At 57.1% G+C, this 20347-nt stretch carries 20 protein-coding genes, 1 tRNA gene and 1 riboswitch; of the genes, 14 read left to right on the forward strand and 7 right to left on the reverse strand.

The window, feature by feature from the left end:
• The first annotated feature begins 190 nt into the window (after positions 1-190).
• Both putA and ACOTX2_RS05850 read left to right on the forward strand, forming a co-directional pair.
• Positions 191-4153 carry a trifunctional transcriptional regulator/proline dehydrogenase/L-glutamate gamma-semialdehyde dehydrogenase gene (gene putA, locus ACOTX2_RS05845; protein WP_063147642.1) on the forward strand — a complete coding sequence of 1321 codons (3963 nt, stop codon included), beginning with the start codon at positions 191-193 and terminating at the stop codon, positions 4151-4153.
• Positions 4154-4254: 101 nt separating this feature from the next.
• Positions 4255-4650, forward strand: a complete 396-nt coding sequence (locus tag ACOTX2_RS05850) for a lysozyme inhibitor LprI family protein (RefSeq protein ID WP_022647684.1) — start codon at positions 4255-4257, stop codon at positions 4648-4650.
• Here the strand turns inward: ACOTX2_RS05850 and rutR are convergent.
• Positions 4647-5285 carry an HTH-type transcriptional regulator RutR gene (rutR, locus tag ACOTX2_RS05855; protein WP_063147643.1) on the reverse strand — a complete coding sequence of 213 codons (639 nt, stop codon included), beginning with the start codon at positions 5283-5285 and terminating at the stop codon, positions 4647-4649. The genes ACOTX2_RS05850 and rutR overlap by 4 nt on opposite strands.
• Before the next feature lie 245 nt (positions 5286-5530).
• On the opposite strand from rutR, the gene rutA reads away from it, so the two are divergent.
• Genes rutA through rutG form a run of 7 tightly spaced genes read left to right on the forward strand, consistent with a single transcriptional unit; the run spans position 5531 to position 10959 of the window.
• Complete coding sequence (rutA, locus tag ACOTX2_RS05860) at positions 5531-6622, forward strand: pyrimidine utilization protein A (RefSeq protein ID WP_063147644.1); 1092 nt, start codon at positions 5531-5533, stop codon at positions 6620-6622.
• Positions 6622-7311, forward strand: a complete 690-nt coding sequence (rutB, locus tag ACOTX2_RS05865) for a pyrimidine utilization protein B (protein WP_022647681.1) — start codon at positions 6622-6624, stop codon at positions 7309-7311. Before rutA ends, rutB begins: the two co-directional genes overlap by 1 nt.
• Before the next feature lie 11 nt (positions 7312-7322).
• Positions 7323-7709 carry a pyrimidine utilization protein C gene (gene rutC, locus ACOTX2_RS05870; protein ID WP_015570870.1) on the forward strand — a complete coding sequence of 129 codons (387 nt, stop codon included), beginning with the start codon at positions 7323-7325 and terminating at the stop codon, positions 7707-7709.
• 7 nt (positions 7710-7716) lie between these two features.
• Positions 7717-8517, forward strand: coding sequence for a pyrimidine utilization protein D (gene rutD / locus ACOTX2_RS05875; RefSeq protein ID WP_063147645.1), 801 nt, complete (start codon positions 7717-7719; stop codon positions 8515-8517).
• A gap of 9 nt (positions 8518-8526) precedes the next feature.
• Entirely contained in the window at positions 8527-9117 is a 591-nt protein-coding gene (locus ACOTX2_RS05880) for a malonic semialdehyde reductase (RefSeq protein ID WP_022647679.1), read from the forward strand.
• 9 nt (positions 9118-9126) lie between these two features.
• Entirely contained in the window at positions 9127-9621 is a 495-nt protein-coding gene (gene rutF, locus ACOTX2_RS05885) for an NADH-dependent FMN reductase RutF (RefSeq protein ID WP_058676850.1), read from the forward strand.
• Positions 9622-9642: 21 nt separating this feature from the next.
• Positions 9643-10959, forward strand: a complete 1317-nt coding sequence (rutG, locus tag ACOTX2_RS05890; protein ID WP_063147646.1) for a pyrimidine utilization transport protein G — start codon at positions 9643-9645, stop codon at positions 10957-10959.
• Positions 10960-11061: 102 nt separating this feature from the next.
• Here rutG and ACOTX2_RS05895 read toward each other — a convergent pair whose 3' ends face one another.
• Both ACOTX2_RS05895 and ACOTX2_RS05900 read right to left on the reverse strand, forming a co-directional pair.
• A complete protein-coding gene (locus ACOTX2_RS05895; RefSeq protein ID WP_063147647.1) occupies positions 11062-11982 on the reverse strand; it encodes a DMT family transporter in 921 nt (306 codons plus the stop codon).
• Positions 11983-12098: 116 nt separating this feature from the next.
• Entirely contained in the window at positions 12099-12269 is a 171-nt protein-coding gene (locus ACOTX2_RS05900; RefSeq protein ID WP_001273664.1) for a general stress protein, read from the reverse strand.
• Between the two features lie 391 nt (positions 12270-12660).
• Between ACOTX2_RS05900 and wrbA the strand changes: the two genes are divergently transcribed.
• A complete protein-coding gene (wrbA, locus tag ACOTX2_RS05905; protein ID WP_022647675.1) occupies positions 12661-13257 on the forward strand; it encodes an NAD(P)H:quinone oxidoreductase in 597 nt (198 codons plus the stop codon).
• An 18-nt stretch (positions 13258-13275) separates the two neighbouring features.
• A complete protein-coding gene (locus tag ACOTX2_RS05910) occupies positions 13276-13503 on the forward strand; it encodes a YccJ family protein (RefSeq protein ID WP_022647674.1) in 228 nt (75 codons plus the stop codon).
• A 31-nt stretch (positions 13504-13534) separates the two neighbouring features.
• Here the strand turns inward: ACOTX2_RS05910 and agp are convergent, their stop codons facing one another.
• Positions 13535-14776 (reverse strand): bifunctional glucose-1-phosphatase/inositol phosphatase, encoded by a 1242-nt coding sequence (agp, locus tag ACOTX2_RS05915; protein WP_045622221.1) that lies wholly within the window; start codon positions 14774-14776, stop codon positions 13535-13537.
• Positions 14777-14881: 105 nt separating this feature from the next.
• Complete coding sequence (locus ACOTX2_RS05920; RefSeq protein WP_045308873.1) at positions 14882-15382, reverse strand: DedA family protein; 501 nt, start codon at positions 15380-15382, stop codon at positions 14882-14884.
• A gap of 158 nt (positions 15383-15540) precedes the next feature.
• Positions 15541-15710, forward strand: a riboswitch (M-box (ykoK) riboswitch).
• Between the two features lie 60 nt (positions 15711-15770).
• On the opposite strand from ACOTX2_RS05920, the gene ACOTX2_RS05925 reads away from it, so the two are divergent.
• On the forward strand, positions 15771-16772 hold the full coding sequence (locus tag ACOTX2_RS05925; protein ID WP_003858115.1) for a magnesium transporter: 1002 nt from the start codon (positions 15771-15773) through the stop codon (positions 16770-16772).
• Between the two features lie 42 nt (positions 16773-16814).
• On the opposite strand, the gene ACOTX2_RS05930 is transcribed toward ACOTX2_RS05925, so the two are convergent.
• Positions 16815-16902 (reverse strand) — tRNA-Ser (locus ACOTX2_RS05930).
• Positions 16903-17179: 277 nt separating this feature from the next.
• Here ACOTX2_RS05930 and ACOTX2_RS05935 point away from each other — a divergent pair.
• Together ACOTX2_RS05935 and ACOTX2_RS05940 are read left to right on the forward strand one after the other, a co-directional pair.
• The gene (locus ACOTX2_RS05935; protein ID WP_023299756.1) at positions 17180-18031 is read left to right on the forward strand and encodes a hypothetical protein; all 852 of its coding nucleotides are present in this window, start codon (positions 17180-17182) and stop codon (positions 18029-18031) included.
• 17 nt (positions 18032-18048) lie between these two features.
• Positions 18049-18576: a helix-turn-helix domain-containing protein gene (locus ACOTX2_RS05940; protein WP_023305829.1), complete on the forward strand. Its 528-nt coding sequence runs from the start codon at positions 18049-18051 to the stop codon at positions 18574-18576.
• A 31-nt stretch (positions 18577-18607) separates the two neighbouring features.
• Here the strand turns inward: ACOTX2_RS05940 and ACOTX2_RS05945 are convergent, their stop codons facing one another.
• A complete protein-coding gene (locus ACOTX2_RS05945) occupies positions 18608-20221 on the reverse strand; it encodes a mechanosensitive ion channel family protein (RefSeq protein ID WP_063147648.1) in 1614 nt (537 codons plus the stop codon).
• Between the last annotated feature and the right edge of the window lie 126 nt (positions 20222-20347).

Below are 20347 nucleotides of genomic sequence, written 5' to 3' on the forward strand. Positions count from 1 at the left end.
TAAGCACCGCATAAAAACTGGGCTCAGAAACCGCCGCGCGTTCTTTTTCACAGCTAACTAATCGTTAACAATCCATTCATTTTCCAGCTTGCAGACCAGGTCACATTTAACACGGTTGCACAAAGTTGCAACATGGTGGATATTTCACGCTATCAACAGAACGCTATTACAGAACAACAGGAGTTTTGGCATGGGGATGACCACCATGGGGGTTAAGCTGGATGACGCTACCCGCGAACGGATTAAAACCGCTGCGACCCGTATCGACCGCACGCCGCACTGGTTAATCAAGCAGGCGATTTTTAACTATCTGGAAAGACTGGAGAGTGAAGAAGGTCTGCCGGAGCTGCCTGCCCTGCTGGCGGGCGCTGCGAACGAAGGCGAAGAGGCCGCGACGGCCGCTGATGAGAACCACCAGCCGTTCCTGGAATTTGCCGAGCAGATCCTGCCGCAGTCCGTCAGCCGCGCCGCCATTACCGGCGCCTATCGCCGTGCCGAAACCGACGCCGTGCCGATGCTGCTGGAGCAGGCGCGCCTGCCGGAAGCCGTTGCCGCTCAGGCGCACAGCCTGGCGTATCAGCTCGCCGACAAGCTGCGTAATCAGAAAACCGCCAGCGGACGCGCCGGCATGGTGCAGGGTCTGTTGCAGGAGTTCTCCCTCTCCTCGCAGGAAGGCGTGGCGCTGATGTGTCTGGCGGAAGCGCTGCTGCGTATTCCGGATAAAGCCACCCGCGATGCCCTTATCCGCGACAAAATCAGCAACGGCAACTGGCACTCCCACATTGGCCGCAGCCCGTCCCTGTTTGTGAACGCCGCCACCTGGGGCCTGCTGTTTACCGGCAAGCTGGTCTCCACCCATAACGAAGCCAACCTGTCGCGTTCCCTGAACCGTATTATCGGCAAGAGCGGCGAGCCGCTGATCCGCAAGGGCGTAGACATGGCGATGCGCCTGATGGGCGAGCAGTTCGTCACCGGGGAAACCATTGCCGAAGCGCTGGCGAACGCCCGTAAGCTGGAAGACAAAGGCTTCCGCTACTCCTACGACATGCTGGGTGAAGCGGCGCTGACCGCCGCCGACGCGCAGGCCTACATGGTCTCTTACCAGCAGGCGATCCACGCCATCGGTAAAGCGTCCAACGGTCGCGGTATTTATGAAGGGCCAGGCATCTCTATCAAGCTTTCCGCCCTGCACCCGCGCTACAGCCGCGCGCAGTACGACCGGGTGATGGAAGAACTCTATCCGCGCCTGAAGTCCCTGACCCTGCTGGCGCGCCAGTATGACATCGGCATCAACATCGACGCCGAAGAGGCGGATCGTCTGGAGATCTCCCTCGATCTGCTGGAAAAACTGTGCTTCGAGCCGGAGCTGGCGGGCTGGAACGGGATTGGTTTCGTTATCCAGGCCTACCAGAAACGCTGCCCGTTCGTCATTGACTACCTGATCGACCTGGCCAGCCGTAGCCGTCGCCGCCTGATGATCCGTCTGGTGAAGGGTGCCTACTGGGACAGCGAAATCAAACGCGCCCAGATGGAAGGACTGGAAGGCTATCCGGTCTATACCCGCAAGGTCTACACCGACGTCTCTTACCTCGCCTGCGCGAAAAAACTGCTCGGCGTGCCGAACCTGATTTATCCGCAGTTCGCCACCCACAACGCCCACACCCTGGCGGCGATCTACAGCCTGGCGGGTCAGAACTACTATCCGGGCCAGTACGAGTTCCAGTGTCTGCATGGCATGGGTGAACCGCTGTACGAGCAGGTGACCGGTAAAGTGGCCGACGGCAAGCTGAACCGTCCGTGCCGTATTTATGCCCCGGTAGGTACACACGAAACCCTGCTGGCCTACCTGGTGCGTCGTCTGCTGGAGAACGGGGCGAACACCTCCTTCGTTAACCGCATCGCCGATACCACCCTGCCGCTGGACGAACTGGTGGCCGATCCGGTACAGGCCGTAGAGAAGATGGCGGCGCAGGAAGGCCAGATTGGTCTGCCGCATCCGAAGATTGCCCTGCCGCGCGAGCTGTATGGTGCAGGCCGCGCCAACTCGGCGGGTCTGGATCTCGCCAACGAACACCGTCTGGCGTCGCTCTCTTCTGCCCTGCTTAACAGCGCATTGCAGAAGTGGCAGGCCAAACCGATCCTTGAGCAGTCCGTTGAAGACGGTGAAATGCAGCCGGTGATCAACCCGGCAGAGCCGAAGGATATCGTCGGCTACGTGCGCGAAGCCACAGAAGCGGAAGTGGATCAGGCTTTGGAGAGCGCGGTGAACAACGCGCCAATCTGGTTTGCCACCCCGCCGCAGGAGCGTGCCGCCATTCTGGAACGCGCGGCGGTGCTGATGGAAGATCAGATGCAGCAGCTTATCGGCATTCTGGTGCGTGAAGCGGGTAAAACCTTCAGCAACGCCATCGCCGAAGTGCGTGAGGCGGTCGACTTCCTGCACTACTACGCCGGTCAGGTGCGTGATGATTTCGACAACGAAACGCACCGTCCGCTCGGCCCGGTGGTCTGTATCAGCCCGTGGAACTTCCCGCTGGCAATCTTCACCGGCCAGATTGCCGCGGCCCTTGCCGCAGGCAACAGCGTGCTGGCAAAACCGGCAGAGCAGACTCCGCTGATTGCCGCTCAGGGCATTAACATTTTGCTGGAAGCGGGCGTACCGGCGGGCGTGGTGCAGCTGTTGCCGGGGCGCGGTGAAACGGTGGGTGCCAAACTGACCTCCGATAACCGCGTGCGCGGCGTGATGTTTACCGGTTCGACCGAAGTAGCCTCCCTGCTGCAACGCAACATCGCCACCCGTCTAGATGCGCAGGGCCGTCCAACGCCGCTGATCGCTGAAACCGGCGGCATGAACGCCATGATCGTGGACTCCTCCGCGCTCACTGAGCAGGTCGTCGTTGACGTGCTGGCCTCTGCCTTCGACAGCGCGGGTCAACGCTGTTCCGCCCTGCGCGTGCTGTGCTTACAGGATGACGTGGCTGACCACACGCTGAAGATGCTGCGCGGTGCGATGGCGGAATGCCGCATGGGCAACCCGGGCCGTCTCACCACCGATATCGGGCCGGTGATCGACGCGGAAGCCAAAGCCAACATCGAAAACCACATTCAGACCATGCGTGCCAAAGGCCGTCCGGTGTTCCAGGCGGTGCGTGAGAACAGTGAAGATGCCCGCGAGTGGCAGACCGGCACCTTCGTGCCGCCAACGCTGATTGAGCTGGCAAGCTTCGACGAGCTGAAAAAAGAGGTCTTCGGTCCGGTACTGCACGTTGTGCGCTACAACCGTAACAACCTCAACGAGCTGATCGATCAGATCAACGCCTCGGGTTACGGCCTGACGCTTGGCGTGCATACCCGTATCGACGAAACCATTGCCCAGGTGACCGGCAATGCTAAAGTCGGCAACCTGTACGTCAACCGTAATATGGTCGGCGCAGTCGTGGGCGTGCAGCCGTTCGGCGGCGAAGGCCTCTCCGGCACCGGCCCGAAAGCGGGCGGTCCGCTCTATCTGTACCGTCTGCTGGCAAACCGTCCGGAAAATGCGCTGGGCGTGACGCTGGCGCGTCAGGACGCGGACTATCCGGTGGATGCGCAGGTGAAAGCCGTGCTGACCCAGCCGCTGGACGCGCTGATTAAGTGGGCTGAAAATCGTCCCGAGCTGCATGCGATTGCACAGCAGTACGGCGAGCTGGCGCAGGCGGGAACACAGCGTCTGCTGCCGGGTCCAACCGGTGAGCGCAACACCTGGACGCTGATGCCGCGCGAGCGTGTGCTGTGCGTGGCGGATAACGAGGAGGATGCGCTGGTGCAGCTGGCAGCCGCAACGGCAACGGGCTGTGAGGTGCTGTGGCCGGAAGATGCCCTGCATCGCGACCTCGCCAAACAGTTGCCAAAAGCGGTCTCGGCTCGCATTCGCTTTGCGAAGGCCGATGCCCTGCTGACCCAGCCGTTTGACGCGGTGATCTACCACGGTGATTCCGACCAGCTGCGCGAACTGTGCGAGCAGGTGGCGGCCCGCAGCGGCGCGATTGTCTCGGTGCAGGGCTTCGCCCGCGGGGAAACCAACCTGCTGCTGGAGCGTCTGTACGTGGAGCGCTCGCTCAGCGTCAACACCGCGGCGGCAGGCGGTAACGCCAGCCTGATGACAATCGGTTAATCGTGTAAACTTTCCCCGGTGACGCTACGCTTACCGGGGCTACAAAATCACCGTAGGCCGGATAAGCGCAGCGCATCCGGCTTTTTTACACGGAGGGAATGATGAAAAGAGTATTTCTCGCAGGTGCAGCCCTGCTGCTCAGCGCCAGTGCGCTTGCCGACGAGTGCGACAAAGCGACCACCCAGACAGAACTCAGTGCCTGTGCGGCAGAGCAGTACCAGGCTGCGGATAAAAAGCTCAACCAGACGTACCAGGCCGCCATCAAACGCGCGGCAGCCCCTCAGCGCGACCTGCTGAAAAAGGCGCAGCAGGCGTGGATCGCCCTGCGTGACGCAGACTGTAAATTGATGGGTTCAGGAACCGAAGGTGGCACTATTCAGCCGATGATTATCAACCAGTGCCTGACGGAGAAAACAGCGGAGCGCGAAGCCTTTCTGGCCTCGTTGATGCAGTGTGAAGAGGGCAATTTAAGCTGCCCTTTCCAACCGGCTGATTAACGCACGCGGATCCCTTCAATAATCATCCGCTGCACGTTTTCCAGGGTGCTCTGGAAAAACGCCTCGTCCTGGAGCGTTTTACCGGTTACCGCCTCGACCTGGACCGCGAAGTCAGCGTAGTGCTGGGTTGAGGCCCAAATCATGAAAATCAGATGCTGCGGATCGACCGGGGCCAGCTTTCCGCTGGCGACCCATCCGGCAATAATCGCCGATTTATCGTCCACCAGCTGCTTTAGATCTCCCGTCAGCTCCGCCTGCAACAGCGGCGCGCCCTGCAACATCTCCAGGCAGAACAGCCTTGATGCCTGCGGGTAATCACGCGATACCTCCAGCTTCAGGCGTATGTACTCCTCTATCGCCACCAGCGGGGCCAGCTCTTCGCGAAACGCCTTGAGAGGTGCCAGCCAGATATCGAGGATCTGCTGCATCACCGCGATATAGAGCGCCTCTTTTGACGGGTAGTAGTAGAGCAGATTGGTTTTGGACACCCCGGCCTGCTCCGCCACCTGCTCAAGGCGCGTACCGTGAATACCAAACTGCGAAAATGTCTCCAGCGCGGCGCTGAGGATCGCCTGTTTCTTGGCGCTCACCGCCTGCGAACGTTTACCGGGTGTTTTCACTGCGCCTTGTGTCATTTTCGCTCTCCATTTTCTGTCCTGCGCTCAGCATAGCAAAACCCCCGTCTCGCCACGACCTTCTGCACCCTCAGCGCGCATGAGTGCCTGTTTTCTGTGCAATGATTTTGACCACTTAGTCCACATTTTCGTTGTTAAATTTAACAACCACCAGTTAACACCCTAATAACAAAGTATTTTTCAAAACTGGCACTCCCTTTGCAAAAACGTCGTGACACCTGCGACGTAATGAAGAGAGGTTCGTGATGAAAATTGGCGTATTTGTACCGATCGGCAACAACGGCTGGCTTATCTCGACCACGGCCCCGCAATACATGCCGACCTTTGAGCTGAATAAAGCCATCGTGCAGAAAGCGGAGCATTACCACTTCGACTTTGCGCTCTCGATGATCAAGCTGCGCGGTTTCGGCGGTAAGACCGAATTCTGGGACCACAACCTGGAGTCCTTTACCCTGATGGCGGGCCTGGCGGCGGTAACCTCGCGCATCCAGATTTACGCCACCGCCGCCACCCTTACCCTTCCCCCGGCAATCGTGGCGCGGATGGCCTCCACCATCGACTCCATCTCCGGCGGGCGCTTTGGCGTCAATCTGGTCACCGGCTGGCAAAAGCCGGAGTACGAGCAGATGGGGATCTGGCCGGGTGACGATTACTTCTCCCGTCGCTACGACTACCTGACTGAATACGTGCAGGTGCTACGCGATCTGTGGGGCACCGGCAAAAGTGACTTCAAGGGTGACTTCTTCACCATGAACGACTGCCGCGTCAGCCCCCAGCCGTCGGTGCCGATGAAGGTGATTTGCGCCGGGCAGAGCGACGCGGGGATGGAATTCTCCGCCAAATACGCCGACTTCAACTTCTGCTTCGGCAAAGGCGTTAACACCCCTGTCGCCTTCGCGCCCACCGCGGCACGCATGAAAGCGGCCGCCGACAAAATCGGGCGCGACGTGGGCTCCTACGTGCTGTTTATGGTGATTGCCGACGAAACCGACGACGCCGCGCGCGCCAAATGGGAACGATACAAGGACGGCGCCGACGAGGAAGCCCTGAGCTGGCTGACCGAGCAGAGCCAGAAGGATACCCGCTCCGGCGCGGACACCAACGTTCGCCAGATGGCCGACCCGACGTCTGCCGTCAATATCAACATGGGCACCCTGGTTGGCTCGTATGCCAGCGTCGCCAGAATGCTCGACGAAGTGGCTGCCGTGCCCGGCGCCGAAGGCGTGCTGCTGACCTTCGATGATTTTCTCACCGGCGTGGAAACCTTCGGCGAGCGTATTCAGCCGCTGATGCAGTGCCGTGCCCACATCCCTGCCGTGACGAAGGAGGTGGCGTAATGACGACCCTCAACGCTCGCCCGGAGGCCATCACCTTTGACGCGCAGCAGAGCGCGCTGATCGTGGTGGATATGCAAAACGCCTATGCCAGTAAAGGCGGGTATCTGGATCTGGCCGGGTTCGACGTCTCGGCCACGCAGCCGGTGATTGAGAATATCAAAACCGCCGTGAGCGCCGCGCGTGCTGCGGGCATGCTGATCGTCTGGTTCCAGAACGGCTGGGACGACCAGTACGTCGAAGCTGGCGGTCCCGGCTCACCCAACTTTCACAAATCCAACGCCCTGAAAACCATGCGCCAACGGCCTGAACTCCAGGGCACGCTGCTGGCGAAAGGCGGCTGGGATTATCAGCTGGTGGATGAGCTGGTACCGGAAGCTGGCGATATCGTACTGCCGAAACCGCGCTACAGCGGCTTTTTCAATACCCCGCTCGACAGCCTGCTGCGCAGCCGGGGCATTCGTCATCTGGTCTTTACGGGCATTGCCACCAACGTCTGCGTGGAGTCCACCCTGCGCGACGGCTTCTTCCTCGAGTATTTTGGCGTGGTGCTGGAAGACGCTACCCATCAGGCCGGGCCGGATTTTGCCCAGAAAGCCGCCCTGTTCAATATCGAAACCTTTTTTGGCTGGGTCAGTAACGTCAATGATTTCTGCGACGCGCTGGATCCCCCGCTCGCCCGCATCGCCTGAGGAGAACCGCTATGCCGAAATCCGTGATTATTCCGCCGGGCACCAGCACCCCTATAGCCCCGTTTGTCCCCGGTACCCTCGCCGACGGCGTGGTGTATGTCTCAGGCACGCTGCCGTTTGATAAAGACAACAACGTGGTGTTTATCGATGACCCAAAGGCGCAAACCCGCCACGTGCTGGAGACGATCAAAACCGTGATCGAAACGGCGGGTGGCACGATGGAGGACGTGACCTTCAACAGCATCTTTATCACCGACTGGAAAAACTACGCCGCGATTAACGAGATCTACGCGGAGTTTTTCCCCGGCGATAAACCGGCGCGGTTTTGCATCCAGTGCGGGCTGGTAAAGCCTGAAGCGCTGGTTGAAATTGCCACCGTTGCGCACATCGCGAAGTGAGGCCGCCATGAAACTGTCCATTTCCCCGCCCCCCTTTGCGGGCGCGCCCGTGGTGGTGCTGATTGCCGGGCTCGGAGGCAGCGGGAGCTACTGGCTGCCTCAGCTCGCCGTGCTGGGGCAGGAGTATCAGGTGGTGTGCTACGACCAGCGGGGCACGGGGAATAACCCGGATACCCTGCCGGAAGACTACACCCTCGCACACATGGCCGACGAGCTCGCGCTGGCGTTAGCCGGGGCCGGGATCGCCCGTTACTGCGTGGTCGGCCACGCGCTGGGGGCGCTGGTCGGCCTGCGGCTGGCTATCGATAAGCCTGACGCCCTCACCGCGCTGGTTTGTGTCAACGGCTGGCTGACCCTCAATGCCCATACCCGACGCTGTTTTGACGTTCGCGAACGTCTGCTGCATGCGGGCGGGGCTCAGGCGTGGGTAGAGGCACAGCCGCTGTTTCTTTACCCGGCAGACTGGATGGCTGCCCGCGCTCCGCGGCTGGAGGCCGAGGAAGCGCTGGCGCTGGCCCATTTCCAGGGCAAAGCCAATCTGCTGCGCAGGCTGCATGCGCTGAAACAGGCCGATTTCAGCCGCCACGCTGCACGCGTTCGCTGCCCCGTGCAGATTATCTGTTCCACCGACGATCTGCTGGTGCCGGCCGTCTGCTCCGCGGAACTGCACGCCGCCCTCCCGCATGCCCGCAAAACGGTCATGCGCCAGGGCGGGCATGCCTGCAACGTGACCGCGCCGGACATCTTTAACACGCTGCTGCTGAACGGGCTTGCCAGCCTGCTGCACAGCCCTGAACCCGCTTTGTAAGGAGCCTGAATGAGCGAAGCCATCACGCCCGCCGCGCTGGAAACGCTGTTTACCGGCGCACGTACCCATAACGGCTGGCTGGATATACCGGTCAGTGACGAGACGCTGCGCGAGATTTATGACCTGATGAAATGGGGGCCGACGTCCGCCAACTGTTCCCCGGCGCGCATTGTCTTTGTGCGAAGCCCGGAAGGAAAAGAGAAGCTGCGCCCGGCGCTCTCCAGCGGCAACCTTGAGAAAACGCTCACCGCCCCGGTCACGGCAATTGTCGCCTGGGACAGCGAGTTTTATGAGCGCCTGCCTGTACTGTTCCCGCACGGCGATGCCAGAAGCTGGTTTACCTCCAGCCCCGCACTGGCGGAAGAGACCGCCTTTCGCAACAGCTCGATGCAGGCCGCGTACCTGATTTTCGCCTGCCGCGCGCTCGGGCTCGACACCGGGCCGATGTCCGGCTTTGACCGGGAAAAAGTGGACGCGGCCTTTTTCACGGGCACGCTGCTTAAAAGCAATCTGCTGATTAACATCGGCTATGGCGATATGAGCAAAGTCTATGGGCGCTTACCGCGTCTGACCTTCGAAGACGCCTGCGGGCTGGCGTAAGGAGCCATCATGACGACACCCGATCAACAAACCTTCCGTGATGCCATGGCCTGCGTCGGTGCGGCGGTCAATATCATCACCACCGACGGCCCTGCGGGAATGGCGGGCTTTACCGCCAGCGCGGTATGCAGCGTGACCGATTCCCCGCCCACTCTGCTGGTTTGCCTCAACCGTGGCGCGTCCGTCTGGCCGATTTTCAGCGAGAACCGCACCTTGTGCGTTAACACGCTTAGTGCCGGACAGGAGCCATTATCCAACCTGTTTGGCGGCAAAACGCCGATGGCGGACCGCTTTGCCGCTGCCCGCTGGCAGACAGGCGACACGGGCTGTCCACGTCTGGAAAATGCCCTGGCCTCTTTCGACTGCCGCATCAGCCAGGTGGTTAGCGTCGGCACCCACGACATTCTGTTTTGCGACATCGTATCCATCGTTCGCCACCCGGCACCGCAAGGGCTGGTGTGGTTCGACCGCGGCTATCACGCACTTATGCGACCCGCCTGTTAATCCGCATTCAGGAGACAGAACATGTTCGGACTTCCCCACTGGCAGTTGAAATCGACCTCCACAGAAGCAGGCGTGGTCGCGCCGGATGAAAAGCTCCCGCTCGGGCAGACAATGGTGATGGGCGTGCAGCATGCGGTCGCGATGTTTGGTGCGACGGTGCTGATGCCCATGCTGATGGGGCTGGATCCTAACCTCGCCATTTTGATGTCGGGTATGGGTACCCTACTGTTCTTTTTTGTCACCGGCGGGCGCGTGCCCAGCTATCTGGGCTCCAGCGCCGCCTTTGTGGGAGTCGTTATTGCAGCGACCGGGTTTAACGGTCAGGGCATTAACCCCAACCTGAGCGTGGCCCTCGGCGGCATTATCGCCTGTGGGCTGGTCTACACCCTGACCGGTCTGGTGGTGATGAAAGTCGGCACGCGCTGGATCGAGCGGATGATGCCCCCCGTCGTCACCGGGGCGGTGGTGATGGCGATAGGCCTGAACCTCGCGCCGATTGCGGTGAAGAGCGTATCCGGCTCGCCGTTTGAAAGCTGGATGGCGGTGATTACAGTGCTGTGCATCGGCGTGGTGGCGGTCTTTACGCGCGGGATGATCCAGCGGCTGCTGATTCTGGTCGGGCTGATTGCGGCCTGTCTGATCTACGCGCTGCTGGCGAACGTGTTTGGTCTCGGCAAGCCAGTTGATTTCACACTGATTCACCAGGCCGCCTGGTTCGGCATGCCGCACATGACCTCGCCCACCTTTAACGCTCAGGCGATGATGCTCATCGCGCCTGTCGCGGTGATTCTGGTGGCTGAAAACCTGGGCCACCTGAAAGCCGTAGCGGGAATGACCGGGCGCAATATGGACCCGTATATGGGGCGGGCGTTTGTGGGAGACGGTCTGGCGACCATGCTCTCCGGCTCGGTCGGCGGCAGCGGCGTGACGACCTACGCGGAAAACATCGGCGTGATGGCAGTGACCAAAGTCTACTCGACGCTGGTCTTCGTGGCGGCGGCGGTGATGGCGATACTGCTCGGCTTTTCCCCAAAATTCGGCGCATTGATCCACACCATCCCGGCACCCGTGATTGGCGGCGCCTCGATTGTTGTATTTGGTCTGATTGCCGTCGCCGGGGCACGCATCTGGGTGCAGAATCATGTTGATCTGAGCCAGAACGGTAACCTGATCATGGTGGCGGTCACGCTGGTGCTGGGCGCAGGCGACTTCGCCCTGACGCTGGGCGGGTTTACGGTGGGCGGGATTGGCACGGCGACCTTCGGCGCGATCCTGCTCAACGCCCTGCTTAGCCGCCGCAAAGGGGATGAAGCGCAAGCGGAACCCATCACCCCCTGAACCTGAAATAGCCGGGTGACGCTACGCTTACCCGGCCTACATGCCAATTGTAGGCCCGTGCAAGCGAAGCGCCGCCGGGCAAAACGGGCAGCGTGCGCGTTGTTAGCTATCTGCCCCTTGTTCAGAGCCCAACCCGGCAATCGACTTACGTCGTTTTTTTAACTTTAACTCGCTCACCAGCACCCCGGCGACAATAAATGCCGCGCCCACCAGCGCCAGCAACGGCAGACGCTCCCCGGCGAGTCGCCCGAAAATACCCGCCCACACCGGTTCACCGGTATAGATGACCGTCGCCCGTGTCGGAGATACGCTGCGCTGCGCCCAGTTCATGGTGACCTGAATAATGGCGCTAAAAACGCCCAGCCCCAGCGCCACGACGATAAGCCCGGTAGACATCGGCGGGACGGACTCCCCTGCCGGCACCATCGTCGCGAACGCCACCAGCGACGCGGTGGCAAGCTGCACGACCGTCACCCGCTTGACGTCCACTTTTCCTGCCCAGGCGCTAATCAAAATAATTTCTGCCGCAATGGCAACGGCCCCCACCAGCGTGATGATCTCTCCCGGCCCCAGCGCCAGCAGATTATTTTCCGGCCCAGCTAATAAAATGAGGCCGATGAACGCCAGCATGATACCAATGCACGACATCAGGCCCGGTATTCTGCCCAGGCACAGCCACTGCAACAGCGGCACCAGCGGTACGTACATGGCGGTGATGAAGGCGGATTTACTGCTGGAGATAGACTGGAGCCCCCACGTTTGCAGGCTATAGCCCATGGCAATCGCCACGCCAATAGCGACACCCGCTTTAAGCTCTCTCAGGGTCAACCCGCGCAGGGTTTTCAGCGAAATAAGCGCCACGGCAACCGCCGCGGTTGCAAAACGCAGCCCTACAAAGAAAAACGGATCGCTCATCGTGACCGCGTACTGAACGGCAAGAAAGGTTCCGCCCCAGAACATGGTGATCAAAATCAGGATGGCTTCCTGAGGCTTAATGGAGAAAGTAAAACGGGAAACGGACATGGGACACCAGCACGAAGAATCAATCCTGTAGTGTGCGATGCCTTTGATTACAGTTCAATGTAGCAGACATAAAAAAACCGCCGGGAAACCCGGCGGCAGAGAGTTAACCCGGCGTACTACTTGTTGCTGCCGTGGCTATTTTTACCCCCTTTTTTGCCAGCCTCTGATGCGCGCTGAGGGTCGTTTTTAAAATTGCCCCCGCTAGACTGGCCACCTTTACGACCTGCTTCTGATGCTCTTTCACGGTCTTCAGCGAAATTACCTGAACCACCACGATGGTTTGCCATCTCTAACCTCCAGAGTGTGAAACATTAGACATCATATTGCATTCAGTAAAAGAGGATTCTTTCACCTCGCGGCTCAAGGACAGTGCCTTTATCTGTGCCGCGTGAATCTAAGCTTAGTGTAATGCGGCTATCCGGCAAGCGAGAGGTAATATTCTGCAACATGATCTCAGCCTTTCGTATGAAATATTGAGGAGGTCATCCATAAGCCATTCTTATATTTTGAAAAATCAGCGCTGCTAAAGTTGTTTCATTTTGCTACAAAGCACATAACGAAAAGATATTGTTATATATCAAATAAATGCCGTTCATTTTTGCAGTCTGGCCGTGATGTCATATCTTTAAAGTAACGCAGCGATCCGCTGTAAGAAAAACCAACGAGGAGTGATGCAAAATGGCAAAAGTTCTGGTGCTCTATTATTCCATGTATGGACACATTGAAACCATGGCTCACGCAGTTGCAGAAGGCGCAAACAGAGTAGACGGCGTTGAGGTTGTGGTTAAACGCGTACCGGAAACCATGCAGGCGGAAGCCTTCGCCAAAGCCGGGGGAAAAACACAAAACGCCCAGGTCGCCACCCCGCAGGAGCTCGCGGACTATGATGCCATTATCTTCGGCACCCCGACCCGCTTCGGCAATATGTCCGGCCAGATGCGCACCTTCCTCGACCAGACGGGCGGGCTCTGGGCCTCCGGCGCGTTATACGGCAAGCTGGCCAGCGTGTTCAGCTCTACCGGCACAGGTGGCGGCCAGGAGCAGACGATCACCTCAACCTGGACTACCCTTGCACATCATGGGATGGTGATTGTGCCGATTGGCTACGGCGCGCAGGAACTGTTTGATGTTTCCCAGGTTCGTGGCGGGACACCGTATGGCGCGACAACCATTGCCGGTGGGGATGGTTCACGTCAGCCAAGCAATGAAGAACTTTCGATCGCCCGCTATCAGGGCGAATACGTCGCGGGTCTTGCCAAAAAACTGAACGGCTAACCCAACAGGAGGACAAGTATGCCAACTCAAGAATCCAAAGCTCACCACGTGGGCGAATGGGCAAGTTTACGCAATACCTCTCCGGAGATTGCAGAAGCCATCTTTGAAGTCGCCAGGTATGACGAAAAGCTGGCTGAGCAGATTTGGGAAGAAGGCAACGATGAAGTGCTGGTTCGCGCTTTCGAAAAAACCGACAAAGACTCGCTGTTCTGGGGCGAGCAAACCATCGAACGTAAAAACGTCTGAATGTTCCCCCGCCCGCGCGGGGGGTTTTCTTCTATTTCGCCGCGTTGTTCATCACCGCATTGAATTTATCGATCGGACAGAAGCCGTTGCCATCTACCGGACAGCCCTTCAGCTCCAGCGTCACGCGCTGCGCAGGAGATTGCAGCGACAGCACGCTGGCATTACGCAACTGCTCAGAACTCTGGTAGACATACTCAATTTTCATCAGCTCCTGGTTAGTGTTTTTGTCATGCCAGCGCTGGAAGACAATTTTACCGCCAATCGGGGTTCGTTCCTGCTGGTCGTGCAGCTGATACGGCCTGAAATCCAGCGCGGTCAGCAGCGAGGCAATGTTGGAGTCGTGCCCCACCAGCAGGGTAATTTTTGGCGCTTTGGCCTGTTCGGTCACCAGCGCTTTATCAATGTACTTCACCAACGGTTTAGCCACGTTCTGCGCCACGTCCGTCGAGGTAAACAGCGAGTCCTGGTAGCCGTTTTTCAGCTTCGACAGCACGCGCCACTGCTGATCGGTTTTGATTTCCCCCCATGCCACCTGGTCTGCCGGGAATCCTTCGTAATACTGTAGGGTGAACGCATCCACCAGCGAGTTACCCACTTTCAGCGGCCCGGAGACGCCCGGCTCTTTTTCATAATCGGCGCTGAACGTATCTTTCGCCTCCGTCAGGGAACAGACTTTTTTCTCCTTGCAGGACGGCGAGTCGCTATAGTTTGTCAGCTGCTCCAGCAGTTTGTAGCTTTCATCCAGCTGCATTTTCTGCCGTTCTGTCTCCATCGCTTTCAGCGCTTTCTCACGAAACTCAGGGGAATTATCGGTAATGACCGGATTGAAGGTGGGGTCCATGGTGCCCATTTTTTCCTGATGATGCACAGGCACATCGCACCCCGGGAACGCGCCGGTGATAAAGAACTGCGCGGTCGCCACGGTGCGCTGGAGGCTGTTGGCGTAGGCATAGACGGTATCCGCTTGCGGGCATTCACCCGTCTTCACCATCCCCTGCTCTGCCAGCCACTCGCGTATATAGTGACCCATATACACTTCCAGTACGCCCCCTTTGGTGGTGAGCTGTCCACCCGGGACGTCCCACTCCGGCCACTGCTTCGGCGTGGACTGCTCCAGCACGCTGCCGTTATTGGCGAGCGGTGCACGCAGGTTGTGGCGGCTCATGATGAGTACCTGTTCCAGCTGATAGCCGTCCGGTGTGTCCTGCGCCTGTGCGCCAAAGGTCACGGCAAGGGTACCTGCCACGGCAACTGCGAGTAGTGCTTTTCTCATCCCTAATTCCTCACACGTTTTTTTAATGTCGCATTGAGTGTGACAGATTCGTGACAGGTTTTTCGGGAAGCATTTCTCAAACTGATGAATACGTGACTCGCTGATTCAGAGGCTGATGCCGGTGACGATGCCGACATACAGCGCCGCCCATGCGCAGGCTGAAAGCAGGCTGATGGCGTAAACCTTTATCGCGCTCAGCCTGAGCATGCCCGCCGCCAGCGGCACGATATAGCGCAGTACCGCCAGGAAACGCGAGGTGAACAACACCAGCAGGCCATTTTTATGCAGCTGGTGCTGTACCCGCAAAAACTTCCCGGCATGTTTTGCCGTGAAGCGTGACACTCGCCGGGTATGCCCCATCAGCTGGCCGATATGGTAATTCAGTACCGATCCTGCCGTAGCGCCCATCACCACCGCCAGCCACGTCAGCGCCGGATGCATACTCGACTGGCTGACGGCAATCCCCGCCAGCAGCATGACCGATGCGGGCGGGAGCACGGAAGAGATCAGTACCGTTGATTTACTCAGTGCCATAACAACGAGCAACGCGAAGAGATGCGTTGGATAATGCGCAAAATGATCCAGCAGCGTGTCCAGCCATGCCATTTTACTCTCCCCGGTAACATCAGAATTCCCCATTAGAAGTGAAAATAGTTAAATAAAACGTCAACATTCATTCAATAATATTCATTTAAACCATACTTAAACATTATTTAAATTCCTCAGCGGCCATTTTAAATAAGCGTATTATCCCTCACGTTTTACAACGATCTCGTTATGGCGAGGCTCCTGTACAAATACACGTTATCGCTCTGGTGGGTTCGAGAGAACCGGCACAGGGTAAAACAGGCACTGTCGAATCAAGGCTTTGCCAGTATAACTTCCCTTACGGGATACGGTGTACAGTGCTGAACCCAGGACGTGGGGATCTCCTTTCCGACATGCCCTGTCTTGCTCGCCCCTGAGAGATTTTATTATTCAAAGGGAAGTTACAATGTCTTACGCTATTCACAACCAAAATCTGGCTTTTAACGACAGCGCCATCGCGCAATATATGAATACCGATTTTATCGTTATTGATATTTCATTATGCGTGGCTCTGGCACGCGAGCAGTTCTTTGAAAAATTAAAAGATGATGATATTCCGTCACATATTTTTATCGAAGACAACGGTCGCCTCGCGGGTTTGATTGCCGTACGTAAATTATTGCAGGCCACGGATACCGTACAGCCCGTTAAGGGGCTGATGATATCGGATTTTATCCAGCTTAAACCGGAAGATGAGCGGGCGGATGTCGCCGGGTTGCTGGCGCACGCAGGTGCGGATGTCGTACCGGTGGTGACCCACGGCAAGCTGGTGGGCTGCCTTACCGAGCGTGAAATCGCCCATCTGCTGGAAGATGACGTTACTGAAGATGCCCAGCTTCAGGGGGCAACGCTGCCGCTGGAGAAGCCCTATCTGGAAACCAGCGCCTTTAGCCTGTGGAAGAAACGCTCCGTCTGGCTGCTGCTGCTGTTTGTCGCGGAAGCGTATACCAGCTCGGTGATCCAGCATTTTGAAGAGGCGCTGGAATCCGCCATTGCGCTGGCGTTCTTTATTCCGCTGCTGATTGGCACCGGCGGAAACAGCGGGACGCAGATTACCTCGACGCTGGTGCGCGCCATGGCGCTGGGTGAAGTCCACCTTCGCGACGTGGGTCGCGTGCTGCGCAAAGAGATGAGCACCTCGTTAATGATTGCCGCCACGCTGGGCCTGGCGGGCTGCGTTCGTGCCTGGATGATGGGCATTGGGATGGAAATCACGCTTATCGTCAGCCTGACGCTGGTCTGCATTACGCTGTGGAGCGCCATTGTCTCATCGGTGATCCCGATGGTATTGAAACGTTGCAAAATCGACCCGGCGGTCGTTTCCGCGCCGTTTATCGCCACGCTGATCGACGGTACCGGGCTCATTATCTACTTCAAAATCGCACAGTATACGCTGGGGCTGGAATAACGAAAAAACCCTGCGATATTGCTATCGCAGGGTTTTCGAATTTGGCGGAAGCGTAGAGATTCGAACTCTAGAACCCTTTCGGGTCGCCGGTTTTCAAGACCGGTGCCTTCAACCGCTCGGCCACGCTTCCAAAGTGAGGCGCACTATAAACATCTCTGAGCATGATGTAAAGCAGGAAATTGCATTACGTTGAGCTTCTTGCGTCATTCCCTTCCGCTCCGATCACTTCTTCGTCATCGGCTGGCTAAAATGTAAACATTTATTTTTACATCACATAAACTTATTAGAATGAAAGTTTGTGATCTAGACTCTTTTTCATACACCGCAGCTTATCCGTGCAACATTGCCACCTCAATATGCCCTTGTAAGACCCTATTCACGCAGGTCACTGCGATAAGAGATTTTCCATGAAATTATTCGATACCGATAACTACAGACTTATTCTCTGGCGTAAATTTCTGCCGTGGCTGATCCAGAACGGTGCGCAAAAAAACAACCCGCATGACTATTTTCTGGTGTACTTAAAAGATGCCGACAATACGCGTTATATTCTGAAGAAGCACGAAAGCAGCAACGTTGTGCTCTGCCCGATGCATAAAAGCGAAGATGTCAGTATGAGCGTGGAAGATATCAGCGAAATGCAGGCTGAAATCATTCACTATAAGCGCAATGGGTTTCAGGCTTACAAAGGCATTATCCCGTTTGCCTTTGACCATTATACGAAAATCATCACCTTAAAAACGGCCCTTGCTCGTCTGAAAGGGCGCTGTATTTCTGGCCTGAAATCTGATTCAGAAACCATCAGCCGGGACCGTTACAACTTGCTCAGGCTGCTGGTGACCGACTACGTCAACCAGCGCCCTTCGCGCGTTTCGTCTGGTTTCACCCAGCGGGAAGTGATCGCCATGCTTTACGGCACACTTTGGTATAAACATATCAAAAATGAGTCGTTTAGCAGAAAAATCGCGCTCTTACTTGAGTCGCTCGTGATCACGGGCGATCTCAGCGAAGAGGGTAAGGTGTACTACGTGCAGGGCCAGGCTATTACCACCATGGTCGAGTATGAAAAAGAGGACCAGCGGGTAACGCATCAGCAAAAAATGCAGAAAAAAATTACGCGTTTTATGTTTGCGATAACGCTATCTACGCTGCTGATTATTCTGGTTCTGCTGTCGATGGCCGGGGTCGTCGACCTCGCCGCTGTCTGGCAGAAAATACTACAGATTAAGCCGCTTAGATTTTTAATGAATTTTATCTAATACCCTGCCCATTAATTATGAATTTTATTTTTATCAGCGATAACTATTATCTTTGCCACGGTGTCTCAAGCTCACTGACATCTACCCATTTGATTCGCGATGAGGAGGATATTCACCATCTTTATGAGGTCGATCCTGAGCTGGATTTTATCATTGCGATTGAACAGGATAAGTTACGCAATAAAACCATTCAGCAGGTCAAAAAAGTCAAGCGTGATTACATTGTCCTGATGCATGAGATAGAAGCCAACAGCGCGGTGAGAATTGATAATATTATCTATTCGTCGATGCATTTTACTGCTCATCCTTTTCAGCAGCTGATGCGTTTTTATCGGGCGCTCAGGACACACTCCTTTACCCGACGCGAATATGACGTGCTAAAGCTTTTCCATATGGAAAATCATGAAATCGCGAAAAAGCTGCAACTGTCACAAAAAACGACCAGCACCTACCGCGTGAGGATCCTCGAGAAATTGAATATGCGTTCAAAAAACATTCTGGCGATGACCCGTATAAAATCGGCGATTGTCGATCAGAAACTGTGATCTTTTGGCTTACCTTGGCAAAACCGGGGCCTCAGGTTTCGCCCTGAGGGGGTTTGGCGGGCGCGGTATACCAGTTCTCTTTGGCAACCATTACGCTGCCCTCTGGCTGCATAACAAAATTCGGAGACATGATCTGCACGTTAAATTCGTTAAACACATCCTGTATCTGGCTATGCAGTTCATTGCGGGCAACCGCGAGGGACTGGTCGGGCAGCAGACGAACCTGCAACTCGTAGGCGATATACCAGTCCATTAACCCTAACTGGCGCACCAGCGGCGGCTCGGAAAGATCAATCCCTTTTGCCCGTTTCGCGGCCAGCTCCAGCATGGCATGCACCTGACGCCATGGGGTGTCATAACCGATAGTGACGCTGACCGTCAGATTGAGTCTGCCATCGGGCTGTAGCGCGCTAAGGTTGGTGATCTTACCGCTCACCACCACCGCATTGGGCACGGTAACGACATAATTTTCCCGGGTAATAATTTTGGTCGCCAGCATGCCTATTTCACTGACCTTACCTTCGTTATCCGCCACCCGAATGACATCGCCTTTACGCAGTGCGCGGGAGTAAATCAGGACCAGACCGCTCATGGCATGGTTCATCACCCCTGCCGAACCCAGCGTTAACATCAGGCCGAAGAAGACGCTAATACCTTTAAACGCCAGTGAGTTTGCGCCGGGGAGAAACGGCCAGGCAGCGGAGAGAGCAAATAGCCAGACGGCGACGGAAATGAGCTTACGGGTAGCCCCCACGGTTTCCGGATGTACGCCGGGAAGTTGCAGACGACCAGCCTCCACCTGATTCAGCACCATCCTCAGAAGCTTCAGAATAAAAGCGGTAATGAGGAAAATGATCAGAACAATCGTTAGCCCCGGCAAAGCCGAGACAATCGCCAGGGCAATTTGCTGCACCACGCGAAGCGACCAGTCTCCCAGCGACGTGCCCCACACCCGCGTCCACGGAAACAGACTGAATGCCCAGCTCAGCCAGACGTAAAAGCCGATTAAACCCAGCAGGAACATCAGCAAGGCGTAAAGCCGAATCTCAATGGCGCCAATGTACCGCCGCCAGCTTTGCGGCACCCGGCTGCGATTCTCCACAATACGCAGACGGTAGACGCGTCGAAACCAGCGCCAGGATCGCCAGGTGCCATAGCAGAGCAGCAAAAGCGCCAGCAGGCCAGCGGCAGCTTTTACCGTCGACAGCGCCAGCCAGCCGGTATCGTATTGATCGCGCAGCGCCATTCTCTGCGCTTCCATGCGCGCCAGCACGCGCTGCGCGGCCTGATCGAGGGTGAGATCGTCCCCTTCGTCCAAATCCCCTTCCGTCAGCAGCATCACGGGCTTACCGTTCATCACGATCAGCCGCCCCTGCTGGTTATAGCGGGTCACGGGGACGATAGTGAGCGGCTCACGCACGTCCGCCTCGGTAAAATTGCGCAGGGTGTTGCGGATGCGTAAAACGCGCTCCTCCGGCGTGGTCAGGCCAAATTTCGCCTGAAGCATGACGATCGGCTGATGAAAGATATAGACCGTCCGGGCGCGCTCCTGCTCAGAAGGCGCCTGGCGGGGCTCAGCGGCATACGATGAGAAGGCGCTCAGGGAGGCAAAACAGAACGCAAACGCGAGCAGGATCTTTTTCATCCTCACTACCCCAAATCAGAAATCTTGTTGTTTTTCAGGCAACCCGCGAATGCCAGGTGGGTATGTTGAGAATAGTCCAGCCTTTCGTTTCTGCAACAAGCGACGGTGAGCGTGTTGCTCTCAATC

Source organism: Enterobacter cloacae complex sp. IR5412 (assembly GCF_049237385.1).
Lineage (GTDB): Bacteria > Pseudomonadota > Gammaproteobacteria > Enterobacterales > Enterobacteriaceae > Enterobacter > Enterobacter intestinihominis.

What these genes read in the sequence shown, in the direction of transcription:
- ACOTX2_RS05850 (WP_022647684.1), top strand. Translation starts at nt 4,255, where the DNA reads ATGAAAAGAGTATTTCTCGCAGGTGCAGCCCTGCTGCTCAGCGCCAGT.
- wrbA (WP_022647675.1), top strand. Translation starts at nt 12,661, where the DNA reads ATGGCAAAAGTTCTGGTGCTCTATTATTCCATGTATGGACACATTGAA.
- rutC (WP_015570870.1), top strand. Translation starts at nt 7,323, where the DNA reads ATGCCGAAATCCGTGATTATTCCGCCGGGCACCAGCACCCCTATAGCC.
- putA (WP_063147642.1), top strand. Translation starts at nt 191, where the DNA reads ATGGGGATGACCACCATGGGGGTTAAGCTGGATGACGCTACCCGCGAA.
- rutG (WP_063147646.1), top strand. Translation starts at nt 9,643, where the DNA reads ATGTTCGGACTTCCCCACTGGCAGTTGAAATCGACCTCCACAGAAGCA.
- rutA (WP_063147644.1), top strand. Translation starts at nt 5,531, where the DNA reads ATGAAAATTGGCGTATTTGTACCGATCGGCAACAACGGCTGGCTTATC.
- ACOTX2_RS05925 (WP_003858115.1), top strand. Translation starts at nt 15,771, where the DNA reads ATGTCTTACGCTATTCACAACCAAAATCTGGCTTTTAACGACAGCGCC.
- ACOTX2_RS05900 (WP_001273664.1), bottom strand. Translation starts at nt 12,269, where the DNA reads ATGGCAAACCATCGTGGTGGTTCAGGTAATTTCGCTGAAGACCGTGAA.
- rutD (WP_063147645.1), top strand. Translation starts at nt 7,717, where the DNA reads ATGAAACTGTCCATTTCCCCGCCCCCCTTTGCGGGCGCGCCCGTGGTG.
- rutR (WP_063147643.1), bottom strand. Translation starts at nt 5,285, where the DNA reads ATGACACAAGGCGCAGTGAAAACACCCGGTAAACGTTCGCAGGCGGTG.
- ACOTX2_RS05910 (WP_022647674.1), top strand. Translation starts at nt 13,276, where the DNA reads ATGCCAACTCAAGAATCCAAAGCTCACCACGTGGGCGAATGGGCAAGT.
- ACOTX2_RS05880 (WP_022647679.1), top strand. Translation starts at nt 8,527, where the DNA reads ATGAGCGAAGCCATCACGCCCGCCGCGCTGGAAACGCTGTTTACCGGC.
- ACOTX2_RS05935 (WP_023299756.1), top strand. Translation starts at nt 17,180, where the DNA reads ATGAAATTATTCGATACCGATAACTACAGACTTATTCTCTGGCGTAAA.
- rutF (WP_058676850.1), top strand. Translation starts at nt 9,127, where the DNA reads ATGACGACACCCGATCAACAAACCTTCCGTGATGCCATGGCCTGCGTC.
- ACOTX2_RS05940 (WP_023305829.1), top strand. Translation starts at nt 18,049, where the DNA reads ATGAATTTTATTTTTATCAGCGATAACTATTATCTTTGCCACGGTGTC.
- agp (WP_045622221.1), bottom strand. Translation starts at nt 14,776, where the DNA reads ATGAGAAAAGCACTACTCGCAGTTGCCGTGGCAGGTACCCTTGCCGTG.
- ACOTX2_RS05920 (WP_045308873.1), bottom strand. Translation starts at nt 15,382, where the DNA reads ATGGCATGGCTGGACACGCTGCTGGATCATTTTGCGCATTATCCAACG.
- rutB (WP_022647681.1), top strand. Translation starts at nt 6,622, where the DNA reads ATGACGACCCTCAACGCTCGCCCGGAGGCCATCACCTTTGACGCGCAG.
- ACOTX2_RS05895 (WP_063147647.1), bottom strand. Translation starts at nt 11,982, where the DNA reads ATGTCCGTTTCCCGTTTTACTTTCTCCATTAAGCCTCAGGAAGCCATC.
- ACOTX2_RS05945 (WP_063147648.1), bottom strand. Translation starts at nt 20,221, where the DNA reads ATGAAAAAGATCCTGCTCGCGTTTGCGTTCTGTTTTGCCTCCCTGAGC.